Annotated in this window: 11 protein-coding genes and 1 pseudogene; 8 read left to right on the top strand and 4 right to left on the bottom strand. The window is 69.7% G+C overall.

Annotated features, from left to right (window positions below):
* The first annotated feature begins 34 nt into the window (after positions 1-34).
* The 3 genes from glyA to fdhD all read left to right on the top strand — a co-directional run bounded on the left by glyA (position 35) and on the right by fdhD (position 3,653).
* Positions 35-1,294 (top strand): serine hydroxymethyltransferase, encoded by a 1,260-nt coding sequence (gene glyA, locus P8T65_RS03510; protein WP_316723931.1) that lies wholly within the window; start codon positions 35-37, stop codon positions 1,292-1,294.
* 68 nt (positions 1,295-1,362) lie between these two features.
* Complete coding sequence (locus tag P8T65_RS03505; RefSeq protein ID WP_316723930.1) at positions 1,363-2,745, top strand: L-serine ammonia-lyase; 1,383 nt, start codon at positions 1,363-1,365, stop codon at positions 2,743-2,745.
* Positions 2,746-2,795: 50 nt separating this feature from the next.
* The gene (gene fdhD / locus P8T65_RS03500) at positions 2,796-3,653 is read left to right on the top strand and encodes a formate dehydrogenase accessory sulfurtransferase FdhD (RefSeq protein WP_316723929.1); all 858 of its coding nucleotides are present in this window, start codon (positions 2,796-2,798) and stop codon (positions 3,651-3,653) included.
* Between the two features lie 86 nt (positions 3,654-3,739).
* On the opposite strand, the gene P8T65_RS03495 is transcribed toward fdhD, so the two are convergent.
* The gene (locus tag P8T65_RS03495; RefSeq protein WP_316723928.1) at positions 3,740-4,591 is read right to left on the bottom strand and encodes an SAM-dependent methyltransferase; all 852 of its coding nucleotides are present in this window, start codon (positions 4,589-4,591) and stop codon (positions 3,740-3,742) included.
* A gap of 220 nt (positions 4,592-4,811) precedes the next feature.
* Here P8T65_RS03495 and P8T65_RS03490 point away from each other — a divergent pair, with 220 nt between their 5' ends.
* Positions 4,812-8,024 carry a glycosyl hydrolase family 95 catalytic domain-containing protein gene (locus P8T65_RS03490; RefSeq protein ID WP_316723927.1) on the top strand — a complete coding sequence of 1,071 codons (3,213 nt, stop codon included), beginning with the start codon at positions 4,812-4,814 and terminating at the stop codon, positions 8,022-8,024.
* Between the two features lie 13 nt (positions 8,025-8,037).
* Here the strand turns inward: P8T65_RS03490 and P8T65_RS03485 are convergent, their stop codons facing one another.
* Together P8T65_RS03485 and fxsT are read right to left on the bottom strand one after the other, a co-directional pair.
* A complete protein-coding gene (locus P8T65_RS03485; RefSeq protein ID WP_230223369.1) occupies positions 8,038-8,325 on the bottom strand; it encodes a hypothetical protein in 288 nt (95 codons plus the stop codon).
* A gap of 414 nt (positions 8,326-8,739) precedes the next feature.
* Positions 8,740-10,875: an FxSxx-COOH system tetratricopeptide repeat protein gene (gene fxsT, locus P8T65_RS03475; protein WP_316723926.1), complete on the bottom strand. Its 2,136-nt coding sequence runs from the start codon at positions 10,873-10,875 to the stop codon at positions 8,740-8,742.
* A gap of 402 nt (positions 10,876-11,277) precedes the next feature.
* Between fxsT and P8T65_RS03470 the strand changes: the two genes are divergently transcribed.
* The gene (locus tag P8T65_RS03470; protein WP_316723925.1) at positions 11,278-11,556 is read left to right on the top strand and encodes a hypothetical protein; all 279 of its coding nucleotides are present in this window, start codon (positions 11,278-11,280) and stop codon (positions 11,554-11,556) included.
* On the opposite strand, the pseudogene P8T65_RS03465 reads toward P8T65_RS03470, so the two are convergent.
* Positions 11,548-11,928, bottom strand: a pseudogene (locus tag P8T65_RS03465) (transposase); the annotation flags it as partial. The gene P8T65_RS03470 and the pseudogene P8T65_RS03465 overlap by 9 nt on opposite strands.
* 885 nt (positions 11,929-12,813) lie before the next feature.
* On the opposite strand from P8T65_RS03465, the gene P8T65_RS03460 reads away from it, so the two are divergent.
* The 3 genes from P8T65_RS03460 to P8T65_RS03450 all read left to right on the top strand — a co-directional run bounded on the left by P8T65_RS03460 (position 12,814) and on the right by P8T65_RS03450 (position 18,746).
* A complete protein-coding gene (locus P8T65_RS03460; RefSeq protein WP_316723924.1) occupies positions 12,814-13,875 on the top strand; it encodes a zinc-binding dehydrogenase in 1,062 nt (353 codons plus the stop codon).
* A 298-nt stretch (positions 13,876-14,173) separates the two neighbouring features.
* On the top strand, positions 14,174-17,395 hold the full coding sequence (locus P8T65_RS03455) for a cytochrome P450 (protein ID WP_316723923.1): 3,222 nt from the start codon (positions 14,174-14,176) through the stop codon (positions 17,393-17,395).
* A gap of 157 nt (positions 17,396-17,552) precedes the next feature.
* Positions 17,553-18,746 (top strand): MFS transporter, encoded by a 1,194-nt coding sequence (locus tag P8T65_RS03450; RefSeq protein WP_316723922.1) that lies wholly within the window; start codon positions 17,553-17,555, stop codon positions 18,744-18,746.
* Positions 18,747-18,869 lie beyond the last annotated feature (123 nt).

Below are 18,869 nucleotides of genomic sequence, written 5' to 3'. Positions count from 1 at the left end.
CTCCTCCCTCCGGAAACCGCACAGGAGACCGCCGATGACCTCGTTCAACCAATCCCTGCACGACCTCGACCCCGAGGTCGCGGCCGCCGTCGACGCCGAGCTGCACCGTCAGCAGTCCACCCTGGAGATGATCGCCTCGGAGAACTTCGCTCCGGTGGCGGTCATGGAGGCGCAGGGGTCGGTCCTGACCAACAAGTACGCCGAGGGCTACCCGGGCCGCCGCTACTACGGCGGCTGTGAGCATGTCGACGTCGCCGAGCAGATCGCCATCGACCGGGTGAAGGAGCTGTTCGGCGCCGAGTACGCCAACGTGCAGCCGCACTCGGGCGCCTCCGCCAACCAGGCCGCGCTGTTCGCCCTCGCCCAGCCCGGCGACACCATCCTCGGGCTGGACCTGGCGCACGGCGGCCACCTCACCCACGGCATGCGGCTGAACTTCTCGGGCAAGCAGTTCGAGGTCGTCGCCTACCACGTGGACACCGCGACCGGCCTGGTCGACATGGCGGAGCTGGAGCGCCTGGCCAAGGAGCACCGGCCCAAGGTGATCATCGCGGGCTGGTCGGCGTACCCGCGTCAGCTGGACTTCGCGGAGTTCCGCCGGATCGCCGACGGGGTCGGCGCCCGTCTGTGGGTGGACATGGCGCACTTCGCGGGTCTGGTCGCGGCCGGGCTGCACCCCAACCCGGTGCCCTACGCCGACGTGGTCACCTCCACGACCCACAAGACGCTCGGCGGGCCGCGCGGCGGCATCATCCTGGCGAAGAAGGAGTTCGCGAAGAAGCTGAACTCCTCGGTGTTCCCCGGTTTCCAGGGCGGCCCGCTGGAGCACGTCATCGCGGCGAAGGCGGTGTCCTTCAAGGTCGCCGCGTCGGAGGAGTTCAAGGAGCGCCAGCGGCGCACGGTCGAGGGCGCGCGGATCCTGGCGGAGCGGCTGACGGCCCCGGACGCCCGTGAGGCCGGTGTCGACGTGCTCTCCGGCGGCACCGACGTGCATCTGATCCTGGTCGACCTGCGCCATTCCGAGCTGGACGGGCAGCAGGCCGAGGACCGCCTCCACGAGGTCGGCATCACCGTCAACCGCAACGCGGTCCCCAACGACCCGCGTCCGCCGATGGTCACCTCCGGCCTGCGCATCGGCACGCCCGCGCTGGCCACCCGCGGCTTCACCGCCGAGGACTTCACCGAGGTCGCCGACGTCATCGCCGAGGCGCTCAAGCCGGCCTACGACGCCGAGGCGCTCAAGACCCGGGTCAAGGCACTCGCCGACAAGCACCCGCTCTACCCCGGCCCGTAAGAGACAACCTCCCGCAGCGGGCGTGCCGGCACCGATCGGCACGCCCCCTCCAACCCACGGAGCGTGGCGTGGCAATCAGCGTCTTCGACCTGTTCTCCATAGGCATCGGCCCGTCCAGCTCGCACACCGTGGGCCCGATGCGCGCCGCCGGGATGTTCGTCAGGCGGCTGAAGCAGGATGGAGCGCTGGCCCAGACCGCCGCCGTGCGGGCGGAGTTGTTCGGTTCTCTCGGGGCCACCGGCCACGGCCACGGCACCCCCAAGGCGGTGCTGCTCGGCCTGGAGGGCAACGAGCCGCACACGGTCGACGTCGCCGGGGCCGACCTGGACGTCGAACGGATCCGCGCCACCGGGCGCCTGCGTCTCCTCGGCGCCGAGATCGGCCCCGCGCACGAGATCGGCTTCGACACCTCGGCGGACCTGGTCCTGCACCGTCGGCGGTCACTGCCGTACCACGCCAACGGCATGATCCTCTTCGCGTACGATGCCGACGGCGCACCCCTGCTGGAGAAGACGTACTACTCCGTCGGCGGTGGCTTCGTGGTCGACGAGGAAGCCGCGGGCGCGGACCGGATCAAACTCGACGACACCGTGCTGCCCCACCCGTTCAGCACCGGCGACGAACTGCTCCGGCTCACCCGGGAGACGGGCCTGTCGATCTCCGCGCTGATGCTGGAGAACGAGAAGGCCTGGCGCACCGAGGAGGAGATCCGCGCGGGCCTGCTGGAGATCTGGCAGGTCATGGAGGCCTGCATCGCACGCGGCCTGGGCCGCGAGGGCATCCTCCCCGGCGGTCTGAAGGTGCGCCGCAGGGCCGCCGCGGCCGCGCGCGCCCTGCGCAGCGAGGGCGACCCGCTGGCCCGCGCCATGGAGTGGATCACGCTCTACGCGATGGCCGTGAACGAGGAGAACGCCGCCGGCGGCCGGGTCGTCACCGCGCCGACGAACGGCGCGGCCGGCATCATCCCCGCTGTCCTCCACTACTTCCTGGAGTTCGTGCCAGGCGCCGACGACGACGGCATCGTCCGCTTCCTGCTCGCCGCCGGCGCCATCGGCCTCCTCTTCAAGGAGAACGCCTCCATCTCCGGCGCCGAGGTCGGCTGCCAGGGCGAGGTCGGCTCCGCCTGCTCCATGGCGGCCGGAGGACTCGCCGAAGTCCTCGGCGGCAGCCCCGAACAGGTCGAGAACGCCGCCGAGATCGGCATGGAACACAACCTCGGCCTCACCTGCGACCCCGTCGGCGGCCTCGTCCAGATCCCCTGCATCGAACGCAACGGCATGGCGGCGGTGAAGGCCGTCACCGCCGCCCGTATGGCGATGCGCGGCGACGGACGTCATCACGTTTCCCTCGACAAGGTCATCAAGACCATGAAGGAGACCGGCGCCGACATGAAGGTCAAGTACAAGGAGACCGCCCGCGGCGGCCTCGCCGTCAACGTCATCGAGTGCTGAGCGCGGCGGCGCAGCGGCCGCGGCCCGACGGCAGAACTGGGAGTGAGACCATGGGACGGGTCACCGAACGGCGGCGCGTGCTGCGGATCCGGGACGGGGTACCGAGCACCCGCCCCGACACCCTGGTCGCCGAGGAGCCGATGGAGATCCGCCTGAACGGCAGACCTCTGGCCATCACCATGCGCACACCTGGCGACGACTTCGCCCTCGCCGCCGGATTCCTGGTGAGTGAGGGCGTGGTGAGCCGGGCCTCGGACGTGGCGAACATCGTGTACTGCGCGGGCGCCACCCAGGACGGCCGGAACAGCTACAACGTCGTCGACGTCCGGCTCGCCCCCGGCGTGCTGCTGCCCGACATCACGCTGGAACGCAACGTGTACACCACGTCCTCGTGCGGCCTGTGCGGCAAGGCCAGTCTCGACGCCGTACGGACCATCGCGGCCTGGCCCCTCACCGACACGCCGCCGGTCCGCGTCACCCCCGAACTGCTGGCCCTCCTGCCCGACCGACTGCGGGCCGCGCAACGGGTGTTCGACCGGACCGGCGGTCTGCACGCCGCCGGGCTGTTCTCGTTCGACGGCGAGCTGCTTGACCTGCGGGAGGACGTCGGCCGGCACAACGCCGTCGACAAGCTGGTCGGCCGCGCCCTCCGGTACGGTCGACTGCCGCTGTCCGGGAGCATCCTGCTGGTTTCCGGTCGGGCGTCCTTCGAACTCGCCCAGAAGGCCGTCATGGCGGGCATCCCCATGTTGGCGTCCGTCTCCGCGCCGTCCTCCCTCGCGGTGGACCTCGCCACGGAAACCGGGCTGACGCTCGTCGGCTTCCTCCGCGGCGGCTCCATGAACGTGTACGCGGGCGAGCACCGCCTCGACCTGCGAGCCGGCGTCAGGGCAGAAGTCGGCACATGAGCGGGCTGGATGAACGTCCACGTCGTCGAACTCGCCCCTGGCGTCCTGGTCGGCTCGCCCGGCCCTGACACCTCGGGCGGCGGGGGTCACGGCTTGCGCGCCACCGCACCCAACTGCGGTACCACCGTGGGCTCGTCACCAGGGTCGGGGCGCCACAGCGAACAGGGGACGAGGCCCGGCTCCAGCAGGGTGAGAGCGTCGAAGTACCGGGCGATCTCCGCGCTGCCGCGGGCGGTGACCGGTGGCTCGGCGTGGGCGTTCCAGAACTCCATGGCCTCCAGCTGCAGGTCGCCGTCGAGTTCGGGCTCGGTCGTGGGGTGCGTCAGCGCGAGGAAGCTGCCGGGGGCGAGTGGTTCGAGGAGCCGCCGGGCGATGGCGCGGGCCTCGGCGTCGTCGAGGACGAAGTTGAGGATGCCGAGCAGCATCAGCGCGACGGGCTCGCCGAAGTCGAGTGTCTCCCCGGCGATGCGCAAAATCGTGTCGGGGTCATGGGCGTCGGCGTCGATGTAGACCGCGGCACCTTCCTCGGTGCTGGTCAGCCGGGTGCGGGCGTGGGCGAGAACCAGCGGGTCGTTGTCGACGTACACGATCCTCGACGAGGGGGCGACTCGCTGCGCGATCTCGTGGGTGTTCTCCAGCGCGGGCAGTCCGGTGCCGACGTCCAGGAACTGGCGTATCCCGTGCTCCTGGGTCAGCCGACGCACCGCGCGGACCAGGAACCGCCGGTCGGCGAAGGCGATGTCCCGGATGACAGGGATCATCCCGGCGACGTGATCCCCGACCTGCCGGTCGACCTCGTAGTGGTCCGTGCCGCCCTGCCAGTAGTTCCAGACGCGGGCGTTGTGCGCCGTCGTGGTGTCCGGGGTTCCTGGGGTGTCCGGGGTGCCTGGGGTGTCCCGGCGCTCACGCGCGACGTCGGCGGCCTGATCCTCGCTCACGTGGTCCTCTCCTGGCACGCCCAAGGATCCGATGACGGCGGGCAGTTGGGCCCATCTGGCGTGACATGGCGTCATTGTGCCGCTGCCCTCTCCCTGGTGTTGGCGCATACCCCTAGACATCCGATGTATGTTCCGGCAACGATGATCGAGCCCCGACCGAGGTCGATGCGGCGCCGAAGCTTCCATGAAAGAGCCGATGAATGGGCCGGGAGATCTCACCGTGATCGATGCATCCCCACCGCAGCGACGAAGCCTTCTCAAGTTCGGCGGTGCCCTCGCGTTCGCACCTCTGGCCACCGGACTGACGGGCACCACCGCCACGGCACAGCCCGCCACCGTGACACGCGACACGCAGTCCGTCCGCCGACCGGCTCTCGCCCGGGACGCCCTGAGCTACACCGTCCCCGCCGTGAACTGGGAGGCGCAGGCCCTGCCGATCGGCAACGGCCGGCTCGGCGCCATGCTCTTCGCCGACCCCCACGAGGAGCGCGTCCAGTTCAACGAACAGAGCCTGTGGGGCGGGGTGAACGACTACGACAACGCCCTCGCCGGCAGACCGGACAGCGACTTCGACACCGGCATGAACGGCTTCGGCTCGTACCGGGACTTCGGCGACCTAGTGATCACCTTCGCCGGCGCGCCCCGGGCCGAGGTCACGGCTCCGGGCGGACCGTACAGAAGCTCCCCGTCCGAGGGCGTCGACAAGACGTACGACGGCGAGACGGCCACCAAGTGGTGCGTCGAGAGTCCCGGGGCGAAGGTGCTGTGGCAGGTCGAGCTCCCCGCCCCCGTGGAGGTGCCCTCGTACCGGCTGACGAGTGCCCACGACGTACCGCAGCGCGACCCGCAGGAGTGGACGCTCTCCGGTTCCGCTGACGGCGACGCCTGGACCGTGCTGGACAGCCGCACACTCGCGGCGCCCTTCGAGAGCCGCTTCCAGACGAAGTGGTTCACCTGCGCGAACCCGGTGGCCTACCGCTTCTACCGGTTCGACTTCGTCCCCAAGGCCGGCGTCAGCCACTTCCAGGTCGGCGAGATCGGCCTGACCGGTGTCGACCTCGGCGCGTCCGGGGCGGTGTACCTGTCGTCCCCGAGCGGGGAGACCGAGGGGTCCTCCCACGGGTCCGGCTCCGGCGCCCGGTCCGCGGACATCTCACGTTCCGTGGACGGCGACCCGGCCACGGTCTGGCGGGTCGCGGGTAGCTCACCCGCGCTGGTCTGGCAGGCCGACCTGCCCCGCGCGGTCGTCGTCACCTCGTACACCCTCATGGCGGCCCCGGACCGCCCCCAGGAGGACCCGCGGCACTGGACGCTGGAGGCGTCGAAGGACGGGAGCACCTGGGCCACCCTCGACACGCGGCGGCCCGGCGGGCCGTTCGCCGACCGGGGCGAGACGCGCACCTACCGGTTCACCAACACCACGGCCTACCGCGTCTACCGGCTCACCCTGACCCCCGACGCATCCGCCGGCGCCTGCCGGATCGCCGAGATCGCCCTTGCGGGCGAGGACTTCGACACCCGCACCCGGCGCACGGTCGTCGACTACCGGCGCGCCCTCGACCTCGTCGACGGCGTCCACGTCACCGGCTTCGGCGCACCGGGGCGGCGCGTCGTCCGGGAGGCCTTCGCCGGCCGCGCCGCCGACGTCTTGGTCTTCCGCTACACGACGGAGGCGCCCGAGGGACTCTCCGGAGCGCTCTCGCTGACCTCCGGTCAGGAGCAGACCCCGACGACCGTGGACGCCGGCGCCCGCCGGATCGCCTTCAAGGGCGTCATGGGCAACGGCCTCAAGCACGCGTGCACCGTCCGGGCCGTGCACACCGACGGAGACTTCAGCGCCGACGGGTCGGTCCTCCGGTTCAGCGGTTGCACGACGCTGACCCTGCTCCTTGACGCCCGCACCGACTACCGGCTCGACGCCGCTGCCGGGTGGCGCGGAGCTGATCCACAGGCAGCCGTCGACCGGGCGCTCGACAAGGCCGCCGCCCGTTCCTACGCCGCACTGCGCAAGCGGCACACCACCGACACCCGCGCCCTCATGAAGCGCGTCTCGGTCGACTGGGGCACCTCCGAGGAGGCCGTCCTGGCCCTGCCGACCGACGCCAGGCTGGCGCGCTACGCCGCGGGCGAGGAGGACCCGAGCCTCGAACAGACGATGTTCGACTACGGCCGCTACCTGCTGATCAGTTCCTCCCGCCCGAAGGGCCTGCCCGCCAACCTCCAGGGCCTGTGGAACGACAGCAACCAGCCGGCGTGGGCCGCCGACTACCACACCAACATCAATGTCCAGATGAACTACTGGGGAGCGGAGACGACGAACCTGCCGGAGTGCCACGAGGCGCTCGTCGGGTTCATCGAGCAGGTGGCCGTGCCCAGCCGGGTGGCCACCCGCAACGCCTTCGGTGCCGACACCCGGGGCTGGACCGCCCGCACCAGCCAGAGCGTCTTCGGTGGCAACGCCTGGGAGTGGAACACCGTCGCGAGTGCCTGGTACGCCCAACACCTCTACGAACACTGGGCGTTCACCCAGGACCTCACCTACCTCCGTACTCTCGCACATCCGATGATCAAGGAGATCTGCGAGTTCTGGGAGGACCACCTCAAGGAGCGCGCGGACGGACTCCTCGTCGCGCCGAACGGCTGGTCCCCGGAGCACGGGCCCCGCGAGGACGGCGTCATGTACGACCAGCAGATCATCTGGGACCTGTTCCAGAACTACCTGGACTGCGAGGCGGTCCTCGACGCGGACCCCGAGTACCGGGCCGAGGTCGCGGACATGCAGGCCCGTCTGGCGCCCAACAAGGTCGGCGGATGGGGGCAGTTGCAGGAGTGGCAGGAGGACATCGACAGCCCCACCGACATCCACCGCCACACCTCTCACCTCTTCGCGGTCTACCCGGGCCGCCAGATCACCCCGAGCACGCCCGCCTTCGCGGCCGCGGCACTCGTCTCCCTCAAGGCGCGCTGCGGAGAGAAGGACGGGGTCCCGTTCACGGCCGCGACCGTGTCGGGCGACAGCCGCCGCTCATGGACCTGGCCGTGGCGCGCGGCCCTCTTCGCCCGCCTCGGCGACGGGCACCGCGCCGGGATCATGCTGCGCGGCCTGCTGAGCTACAACACGCTGCCCAACCTGTTCTGCAACCACCCGCCGTTCCAGATGGACGGCAACTTCGGCATCTCGGGGGCCGTCGCGGAGATGCTCCTGCAGAGCCACGACGGAAGCATTCACCTGCTGCCCGCCCTGCCGGACGCGTGGAAGGCCGAGGGGTCCTTCACCGGTCTGCGCGCCCGGGGCGGTTACGAGGTCGGCTGCGAGTGGCGCGACGGCAAGGTCACGTCCTACGAGATCGTGGCCGACCGGGCGCGGAGCCGGGGCAGGGTCACCGTCCGGGTGAACGGCACCGACGTCAGGGTGCGCCCGCGCAGGCCCTGACGGCGACGCGGGCTCAGGATTTGGCGGCCTCGGCCGGGGTGTCGGCGTCGTCCGCCTCGCTGCGGGCCATGTGCAGAAAACGCCGGATCGCCTCGACCGACATGTCGAGCGCGTCGGACGCCGACTGCTCGTCCCCGAACACCTGCACCGCCTCGGTGACGGCCACGGCGAGTTCGGCCTCCGCCTTGCGGACCTTGCCCTCCGCCTTGTCCACGGTGTCGACGACCGACAGCTGGCGGCGCTGCTTCTCCTGGAGCCGCTGTTTACGGGAGAGGGTTCTGTCAACGTTCTGCACAGTCATGCCGAAGATCATAAGGGTCCGGGCACGCCCCCACCGAACCGTCAACTCATGCTACTCGCAGCTGTGTTCGACTCACACTGCGGTGTCGGCGTGACCCTCGTGAAATGACGTCCAACGAGTTGGTGCGTGATAGCGGGTGGGACGTGTTTGGCCTGGTCGTCGCCTGCTCTCAGATGCTGATCGTGCGGTCGGAGACGAGGCCGGCGATGGCGCGCGGTAGGTGTCGGGCAGGCGGTCGCGGCGGTGGGTGAAGCGCATCAGTTGCTGCCAGCGTTTGTGGTCTGCCAGAGCGGCCTCACTCGCTATCACGCACCAGCTCGTAAGGCGACCTCAGTGCCGACGGGTGTGCGCCGGCCCGGCATACTTCTGCGGACACCATCCGGCGACCGCGGAAGTATGCCGGGTCCACACCGTTCAGGGGGAGCCGTCGGGACCCGGCGCACGGTGCTGCTGTTCCCGTGCGGCTTCGAGTCGCTCACGCGACCGGCGGGTGTCCGGTTCTTCCGGTCCGAGCGCCCGCTCCCGCTGGGCGAGCGTGCGCTCGTGCAGTGCGACGGCTTCGGACACCCGGCCCGCGGCGAGATACGAGTCGGCCAGATTGGACTGGGACCGGAGAGTGTCACGGTGCTCCGGCCCCAGGACACGTATGCGGTCCGCGACGCTCTGCTCCTGGGCAGCGATGGCTTCCTCGTAGCGTCGCGCATCGTGGTGGGTGTTGGCGATGTTGTGCAGGCACCGCAAGGTGTCTGGGTGGTCCGGCCCCAGCACGGCCGTGCGGCGTTCGAGGACCCGTTGGTGCAGATCCAGCGCCTCGTCGAGCCGGCCCGCATGCTTGTAGGTGAGTGCGAGGTTGTGCATCGACCACAGCACGTCGGTGTGATCGTTGCCGAGGGCCGTGGCGCGATCACGCAGGATGGCCTCGTGCTGGACGATGCCTTCGTCGGTGCGCCCCATGGCCTTGTAGGTGATGGCCAGCGCCTCCCGTGTCTGCAGGGTGAGCCGGTGCTGCGCGCCGTGCAGCCTCGATCGGGCGTCCAGCGTGGCGGAGTGGACGGCGAGCGCCTCCTCGAGGCTGCCGAGAGCCCGGAGCGCCTCTCCCAGACGATGGCGGGAGGCGAGGGTGTCGGCGTGCCCTTCTCCCAGTGCCGTCGTCCGCCGTTCGGCGGCACGCGTCAGAGACTCACGGGCCTGGCCGGTCCACCCCTGGGCCAGCATGAAGGTCCCCACTCCGTGCAGTGCTCCCGCGAGGTCGGCGACCGCTTGCTCCGGCACACCACCGATCGAGTCGACGAAGGCGTCCAGGGCCTCGGTGTGCGAGATCAGGCGGAACCAGTGCGGCCAGTCGGCGACCGTCGAGAACGGATCCTCGGGGAGGGCGGACCTGAGCAGCTCGCAGGCCACGGCCGCTTCCCCGCTGTCCACCGTCATGCCCGACCGGAGCAGCCGTCGCAGGAGTTGGTGGATGCTCACGCTTCCGCAGTCCGCCGTGATCAACGAATAGGAGCGCAGGAGTTCGATGTCGGAGCGTTGGCGTATCGACGTCAGAGGTTCGGACGTCAGCAAGCCGAGCGGTATGGTCTCGGGCGCGTAGCAGCAGGCCGTCTTGAGGAGGCGGACGGCGCTCGGCCGTAGCGCAGCAACGGCGTCGACACTCAGGCGAAGGCTTCGCGCCGTGTTACGGCGGTACACGTCCGTCCATGCTGGTGAGTCGAGGAGTTCGCCAGGCTCGGCGTCGAGCAGCCGCTGATAGCTTTCGTAGGACAGCCCCTGTGCGCGCAGGTAGGCCGAGGCTTGTTGGAGAGCGAGCGGGAGCCCTCCCAGGTCTGCCGCCAGCCGGTGGGCGCTGTCGTCGGCGTCCAGGCCCGTGTGCCCGGAGAGCCATGCTGCCCCGACGGGGGTGGGCAGGGGCTCGACGGTCGTTGCGGCCAGCCTGCACTCCGTCCAGTCCACGTGCCACCGCGTGGTCACGACCACCGGCCCGCGATCGATCCGGGCCAGCAGGACGGTCACGTCACTCGGCGTCTCGACACCGTCGAGGACGAGCAGCCAGCCGTCGTGGTGATGCAGCCAGTCCATGGCCCAGGCGGCCGCATCCGCCGGTGTGTGCCAGTGCCGGTGTCCTGGCAGCAGATGATGGGCCAGGGCTGCGAGGCCCCGGGTCACGGCCACACCGTCCTGCGCGCTGACCCACCAGGTGATCGGATACTGCTCTCGCAGCGCGCGGGCGGCGTGTAGGGCGAGTTCGGTCTTGCCCACACCAGGCATACCGACGAGCGCCACGCCGAAGCCGTCGTCCGGGCGCGCCTCAAGCAGCCGGACGACTTCGTCCAGATCGGCGTCGCGGCCCCACAGCCGACCGGAGGGAGGCCGTGGTGGGTTCGCCACCGGAGTGAACGCGTGGACGTCGGATGCCAGCGGCAGGCCCGACTCGTGGATGTGCGTGTGTACGCCGCCTTCGACCGTGCCGGCTTGGACAACCGGCCCGTGGACGGTCCCCGACAGGTCGTTACTGGTGATTTTCCGCTCCGGGTCGGACGCGTCCCTCGCCATGCCTGCCCCCGTTCGTCCCGGATTACAGCGTGGCACAGGTCGACCCTGGACCAGGCAGTGTCTTCGAATGATCTTGTTTGGTGGGCCATGGTGTCGTGACACACCGCCATGAACTGTCGGATGCCGAGCGGGAGTTCGTCAGGCCGCTACGCGAGTCGTCGCGGGGTGGAAGCGGCTGAAACGGTGCTTCAAACTGCTTGAAAACGGTGCTTCAAACTGCTTGAAGCAGTCGCGAGGCAGCGCCACCCGCTACTCCGCTCCCCTTCGTGTCGGCCGAGGAGAGGAGAGGGCGCATGCGAGCACGTGACCTGGCTGAGCCGTATCCGGCGGTCTCGGCGGACGACGACGCGGTGACGGCGGCCCGCTTGTTCGTGGAACGGCGGCTCCCGGCCCTGCTGGTCCTTGACGCCGATCGACAACCCCGATGCCCCGATCCTCCAGCACTACCCGCAGGTCGCGCAGGGCGAGCGAACGGCGGTCGTCGGGCACTATGTCCCCGGCGATTTCCGACTCTGCACCCTCACCCGCCACCACGAGGGGCAGATAGTGGAGGAGGGGACGGGCCTGGCTCGGGTGGAGACGAGACTGGAGTTGGGACACCACCTGTGGGTGCTCACAGAGGAGAGCCGGCAAGGAAGCCAAGCTGCTGCTGCCGAAGAGCGTGCTGATCTTTCAGAATGAACTTCCAAGGCGGCGAAGGCAGATGAGGCTGCAGGTCAGTTCAAGCAGGCCTTGGTGTAGATCGGCGCGTCGTAAGTCGTAGCCCCGGCCGGCATACGGCGGATTCCAGGGGGTCGTTGCAACACGTGGTCGCCTTGATCAGGCACCGAATCGCTGGGACGGCGTCCAGCAGGGGCAGCAACTGGGTGACGTCAGTTCCCACCGGTGGGCGTGACTGCGAGCGGTGTGCCGTGGCGGTCGACGGCCAGATGGCGTTTGGAGCCGGGACGGGCACGGTCGACGGGCGAGGGGCCGACGACATCCCCCTTTCAGGACCCGGACATGCGACCCGTCCACGGCGCAGTCGTCCAGGCCCAGAAGCGCGGCGCGGCGCGGCGCAGTTCGGCACCCCAGCCGCGTCTCCGCTGCCAGCTGTTCTTCCGACTCACCGGACCGACCAGGCCGTGCACGCAGGCTTCATCCTCCGCCGCAGATCCCCCCGACCGACTGGTGGCCGACCCGCACGAGTACCAGTTCCGCGGACCAGGCGTCGAGCTGCACATCGTCTTGCACGACAAGAACAACGGCCCGCCGCATCCGAGTTCACGAACGTCCACAACCTGACGCGACATCAGTCGCCGGGCCCTCGATACCTCAGCTGTCGATGCTGTCGTTACCTCCGTCGCCAGAGGCGCTCCATGCTTCCAGCCTCGCGGCCCTCACGCCGGGCGGGCGCCGTTCCGGAAGAGTCGATCCCCGGAACGTCGTACCTGCCGGACCAGCCGTCGTCGGTCCATGGGGTGCCAACGCCCTATGCATAGCGCAGACATGGCGCTCGGTATGACCGCAGCCCGGAGCGGTGCTCACTGTGCCGTCAACCACGGGCGCCTGGTCGTCGCTGGCTCACCGCCTCGATCGAACGACCTTGTCGTTAGGTTAAATCGCTCGACATTGTCGAGCGACTAAGTTCTGTGTATCTTGGTTCTCGAGCCCCTGTGCAGCAGGCGAAACAAGGCGGCATGTGGGCGCGGCGATACGTAGGGAGGGCTATGCGCGACACCGGAGCGGGGCTCTCGAGGGCCCCTGCGGGAGCCGTCTTGCCGAGGCGTCGTCACTCGGCCGTCCTTCGGGACTCCGGAGTCGGCCGCGGCGCCGTGACCCGCTCCCCGGTGGCCGATCACCGTTCTCCGGTGCCGGACCGACGGGCCATCGGGTCGGCTCTCCTGCCGCCTCCGCAGGTTTGTTCCGTTCACTCGTTCACAGAACCGAGGTAGATCAATGAGCACCATGCTTGCCGGGCGTCTTCGGCTGGACAGCAAGTCCTTCGCCGTGGAAGAGGTTCCCGTTCCGGTTCCCGGCCCGGGGGAGGTGCTGATCGAGGTCAAGGCCGCCGGAGTGTGCCTGTCCGACGTGCACCTGATCGACGGCAGCCTCAAGAGCGACTTCCCCGTCGAGGAAGTGGTGCGTGCCGGGGCGGTCACCCTCGGGCACGAGGTCGCCGGCGTCATCCACTCCCTCGGCCCGGGCCTCCGGGGAGAGTGGGTTCCCGGGACGCGGGTCGCGCTGCAGGCCGGCCAGTCGTGCGGGGTGTGCGGCTCCTGTGCACGGGGCCGGTCGTGCGCACAGCCCAGCACCCGGGGCGTGGACTACCACGGCGGCTGGGCGCAGTACGCGGTGGCACGCGAGGACACCCTCGTCCCCATCCCCGACAGCCTGCCCTTCGACCAGGCGGCGATCATTCCGGACGCCGTCTCCACGCCCTATGCCGCCATCGTGGGCGTGGGAGCGGTCCGCCCTGCGCAGTCCGTGGGCATCTGGGGTGCGGGTGGGCTGGGGGCGCACGGCATCCGCATCGCCCGGCTGGCCGGCGGGACGCCGATCGTCGCCGTGGACCCGCTGCCCGCCGCTCGCGAACGCGCCCTGTCCTTCGGGGCAGATGTCGCCCTCGACCCTTCCGACCCGGGATTCGCCGAGGCCGTGGCGGAGGCCACCGGAGGCCAGGGGATCGAGGTCGCCTTCGACTTCGCGGGGCACCCCGCGGTGCGTGAGCAGGCTGCCACCGTCCTCGGCCCCGGCGGTGTCATGGTGCTCGCGGGGCTCACGCCCGCACCGCTGACGGTGCAGGACAGCATCGGGTTCTGCTACTTCGGCCAGCAGGTCCGGGGGCACTACGGCTCGCGGCCCGAGGACGTCGATGCCCTCGTCCGACTGGCCTCCACCGGCCGCCTCGACCTGGCTCCGTCCATCACCGACCACGTCCCCCTGGCCGACGCGGCGGATGCCGTCGCCCGACTGGAGAAGAAGGTGGGAGACCCCATCCGGCTGGTCCTGGTCCCCTGACCCTCTGAGACCTCCCCTGTCCGGCAGGCCTCGGCCGATGGTGAGCGGCCGTCGCCGAGGCCTGCCTCCCTCCGTCTTCGGATCGCTGCTCGCGGGGCCCCTTCGGCCGAACCCTATTCATCGACACGTCTATCGAACACGTCTATCGAGCACGTCCATTGAACACGTCCATTGAACACGTCCATTGAACACGTCTGTTGAACACGTCTGTTGAGAAAGTCGCCCGACGTCATCGAGTGACATGAATGCGGAGCGGTGGACCACCGCACCGCTCCCCATGGGAACAGAAAGGTATGACATGACCAACCAGTCCGCGCCCATGACCGAACCGATCCCTGAGCGTCCCTCACTTCCCCTGGTCGGGCACGCGCTCGACATACCCTCCGGGTTCGACGGCCTCCTGTACCTGATGAAGGAGGCGAAGGACTTCGGGCCGTTGTTCAAGCTCAAGGCCTTCGGGAACGAGATCATCATGGCCCACGGCCTGGACCTGGTCACCGAACTGGCCGACGAGACCCGGTTCCAGAAGGCCGTCCATCAGGAGCTGGAGAGTGCTCGGGTGCTCGGCCGCGACGGTCTGATCACGGCGTACACCCAGGAACCGAACTGGCGCAAGGCCCATGACATCCTGATGCCGGCGTTCTCGCTCGGCGGGATGCGTGACTACCACGGCACGATGCTCAAGGTCGCCCGCCATCTGATCGACAAGTGGGACCGGGCGGCAGGCGAAACCGCCGTCGACGTCTCCGACGACACGACACGGATGACGTTCGACACGATCGGGCTCTGCGGGTTCGGCTACGACTTCGAGTCGTTCCGCAGTGACGAACTGCACCCCTTCGTCGAGGCGATGACACGATCGCTGAAGTACATCCAGGTCAAGGGCGAGTCGATTCCGGGCACCGAGATCTTCCGCTGGAAGCAGACGGATCAGCTCGACAATGACGTCGCCCTGATGAACAGCCTGGTCGACGAAGTGATCGCCCAGCGCAAGGCGTCGGGTGACACATCCACGACCGATCTGCTCGGGCGGATGCTGCACACCCCTGACCCGAAGACGGGTGAGCCCCTCGACGACACCAATATCCGGTACCAGGCGATCACCTTCCTGATCGCGGGGCACGAGACGACGAGCGGACTGCTGTCCTTCGCCCTGTACTACCTGACGAAGCACCCGGAGGTGCTGGCGCGGGCCCAGGCCGAGGTGGACGCCCTGTGGGGGGACACCGACGAAATCGACCCCGAGTACGCCGACATCGGCAAGTTCGCCTACGTCCGCCAGATCCTCAACGAGACCCTCCGGCTGTGGCCGACCGCTCCCGCGTACGCGGTGGAGCCCCTCGAGGACACGGTCATCGGCGGCAAGTACGCCGTCCGCAAGGGCGACATGGTGATGGTCACCACCCCCGCCCTGCACCGGGACCCCGCATGGGGTGACAACGTCGAGCTGTTCGACCCCGAGCGCTTCGCCCCCGAGCGGGAGGCCGCGCGGCCGGTGCACCTGTTCAAGCCGTTCGGCAACGGTGAAAGGGCTTGTATCGGACGCCAGTTCGCGCTGCACGAGGCGACTCTGGTCCTGGCCATGCTGGTGCACCGCTACCGCCTCATCGACCACACCGACTACGAGCTGAAGGTCAACCAGGGACTGACGATCAAGCCGACGGACTTCGCCCTCCGGCTCGTGCGGCGCGGCACCGGCGACCGTCGTATACCGGCGGCCGTGGCCGGGCCCGTCGAGCAGAGCGGGCCTCGTGCCGACGCGGCGAGGGTGCCGGGCACCGGACTGCGGGTGCTGCACGGTTCGAACCTGGGCACGTGCGTGGGAATCGCACGGGATCTCGCCGGTGAGGCTGAGGAGTACGGCTTCGCCGCCTCCGCCGCCCCGCTGAACGATGCCGTGGGCCGACTGGCCGACCAGGAAGGCCCGGTGGTGATCGTGGCCGCTTCCTACAACGGCCGGCCCACCGACGACGCGGACCGGTTCGTCTCCTGGCTGGAGGAGCTGGAGCCGGGATCCCTGGAGGGTCTGTCCTACACGGTGCTCGGTGTGGGTGACCGCAACTGGGCGGCCACCTACCAGCGCATCCCCACCCTGATCGACGAGCGCCTGGCCGCGGCCGGCGCCACCCGCCTGATGGAGCGGGCCGCCGCGGACGCCGCCGGGGACTTCGGCGGTGCCGTCGACCGCTTCACCGGCGCGCTGTGGACGACACTGCTCGCCGAGTACGGCACCTCCGGCGGCTCCGATGCGGCACAGCGGCCGGCAGCCGAGGGGGCCGACAGTGACCAGGGGCTGTACGAGCTCCAGGAGACGACGGACTCCGTCACCGGGGAGCTGGCCGCCCGCCACGGCGTACAGCCCATGGAGGTGCTCGACGCCTACGAACTCGTCGACATGGACAACCCACTGGGCCGCTCCAAGCGCTTCCTGAAGCTCCGTCTTCCCGACGGGGTCACGTACCGCACCGGCGATCACCTCGCCGTTCTGCCCCGCAACCCCGTCTCCCTCGTCCAGCGCGTCGCCGACCGCTTCGCACTCGACCTCGACCGCACCGTCAGCCTCCGGGCCCGTCGGCGCAGCCGCAACGCCCTCCCGGTCGACCGCCCCCTGACCCTGCGCCGTCTGCTCACCGACTTCGTCGAGCTCCAGGACCCCGCCACCCAGGAGCAGGTCGCCGTCCTGGCCGAACACACCGCGTGCCCGCCCGAGAAGCGGCCCCTGGCCGAACTCGCCGGCGCGGACCCGGAGACCTTCCAGGAGGGGATCACCGGCCGTAGCGTCCTGGACCTCGTCGAGCGGTACGCGGCGTGTGAACTGCCCTTCGAACGCTTCCTGGAACTCCTCCCGGTCCAGCGTCCCCGGCCCTACTCGATCTCCTCCTCCGCCGAGGCCACCCCGGGCGAGGTCGACCTCATGGTCTCCCTGCTGGCCCAGCCCCACCGCGGCGGCGAGGGGACCTTCCACGGCATCGCCTCCCACTACGTGCAGACGGTCGACGCCGGTGACGTCGTCCAGGCCCGAGTCCTGCCCTGCAACGACGCCTTCCGGCTTCCCCAGGACTCCGCCGACCCGGTCATCCTGATCAGCGCCGGAACCGGTCTCGCACCCTTCCGCGGTGCCGTCCTCGACCGGGCCCACCGAAAGATCAGCACCGGCACCGCCCTGTGCTACTTCGGCTGCGACCACCCCGATGTCGACTTCCTGCACCGCGACGAGCTGGAGGACGCCGAACGCGCCGGTGCCGTACGGCTCCGCCGCGCCTTCACGCACGCCCCCGAGGACGGTCGGCGCTTCGTCCAGGACCGCATCCTGCACGACGCGGAGGAGGTCTGGGACGCCGTCGAAGTGGGAGGCCGCGTCTACGTATGCGGCGACGGACGGCGCATGGCTCCCGCCGTCCGCGAGGCCTTCATGACCATCAACCGCGACAGGACGGGCTCCTCACACGAGGAAGCCACCGCATGGCTCGATGCCCTGGCGGAGTCCGGCTACTACAACGAGGACGTCTGGACCGGCTGACGCCCTCTCCGTCTCCTGCCGTGTGGGTCATGGTCCCGTCCATGACCCACACGGATCCCTTTCCTCCCTGTGTCTGAGAGGTCCCCATGACTGTTGAGCCTGTGCGTTTCGGAGAACGAGTCCAGCCTCCGCGAAAGAACCCGGATCGGAGTGGCAGATGACGAAGCGCGAAGGTTCGTCCCTGACGTTCGGTCTGCTGGTAGCCCTGGTGGCAGGGGTGACGCTGGGCAATGCCGGCTCGAATGTGATGCCCGTCTTCGTGGAGGACATGGCAGCACGATTCAGGATGTCCGACTTCGAGTCCGGCCTCGTCGCCGCCTCACAGTTGCTGGCGACCGCGGTGATGACCTTGACCATGTCGGGGCGGGCCACCCGGCCGGGCCGGGTGAGGTCGGCCCGCCTCGGTCTCGTGGTGGCGGTGGCCGGCTTCCTGGGAGCCGCCTTCTCCTCCGGCTCGGTGACCCTCGTCCTGTCCAATCTGGTCATCGGAGTCGGACTGGGCCTGGTCTACGCCATGGCGACGGCCGCCCTCGCCTCGACCGACGACCCCGACAAGGCATCCACCGTCACCGTCGTCGGAACGGTCTGCGCCTCGGCCCTGCTGCTCATGGCCGTGCCCGCCGCGAACCACAGCCTGAGCGAGGGGTTCGGCTTCCTGGTGATGGTGGCGGCCTGCCTCATGGGCTGGCCGTCGGTGGGACGACTGCCCGACGCCTCACCGACCTCGCGAGCAGGAGTGGTCCAAGGGGAGAAGGCCAAGACGGCCTCCAGGCCGTCCGCGGTTCTGCTCACCGGGGTGGCGCTGTTGTGGGCGGTGACCCAGGGGGCATGGTCCTACGCCGCCGTTCTCGGACACGAGAACACCGGCATGTCGCCCTCGAACCTCTCGATCGTCCTCGCGGTCTCCAGTGTGGTGGCGCTGGCCGGTGCCGTCGCGGGTCCCTACGTCGCCGGGCGGCTCGGGCGCATGCGGTCGTTGGCCGGATTCGTCGTCGTCCAGGCCGTGTGCATGGCGCTCCTGGTCCTCACCCACTCGCCCCTGCTGTTCACCGCCATGGCCGTCGTCTGGCAGGCTGCTCAGCTCGCCGTGCTCGTACAGACACTCGGTGCCGCGGCGGCCCTCGATTCCACCGGACGGCTGGTGGCCTCGCTCAGCGGGGCCAGTGCGATGGGAGTCGGCTTCGGGCCACTCCTCGTGGGAACACTCCTGGACACCGCGGGAGTCACGGCGCTCGGCATCCTGCTGGGAGTGGGCACCTTCGTGGCGTCACTGCCCATTCTGAGGATGACGGTCTCGGCGAGCGAGAGCGTGCCGACCGTACGGAAGCACGACGTGGCGCCGGTCCGGTGATGTGTGCTCGATGACCCCCTCCAGTGACTCACCCCTCGTGCGACCCCCGGCAGCGGCTCGGCGGGCGCAGTGTGGGACCGCGGTGCGAACGCACGGCGTCCCGACTGCCCCTGCCGAACCGCT

This window comes from Streptomyces sp. 11x1 (assembly GCF_032598905.1).
GTDB lineage: Bacteria > Actinomycetota > Actinomycetes > Streptomycetales > Streptomycetaceae > Streptomyces.
This window is presented reverse-complemented; position numbering and strand designations above follow the sequence as displayed.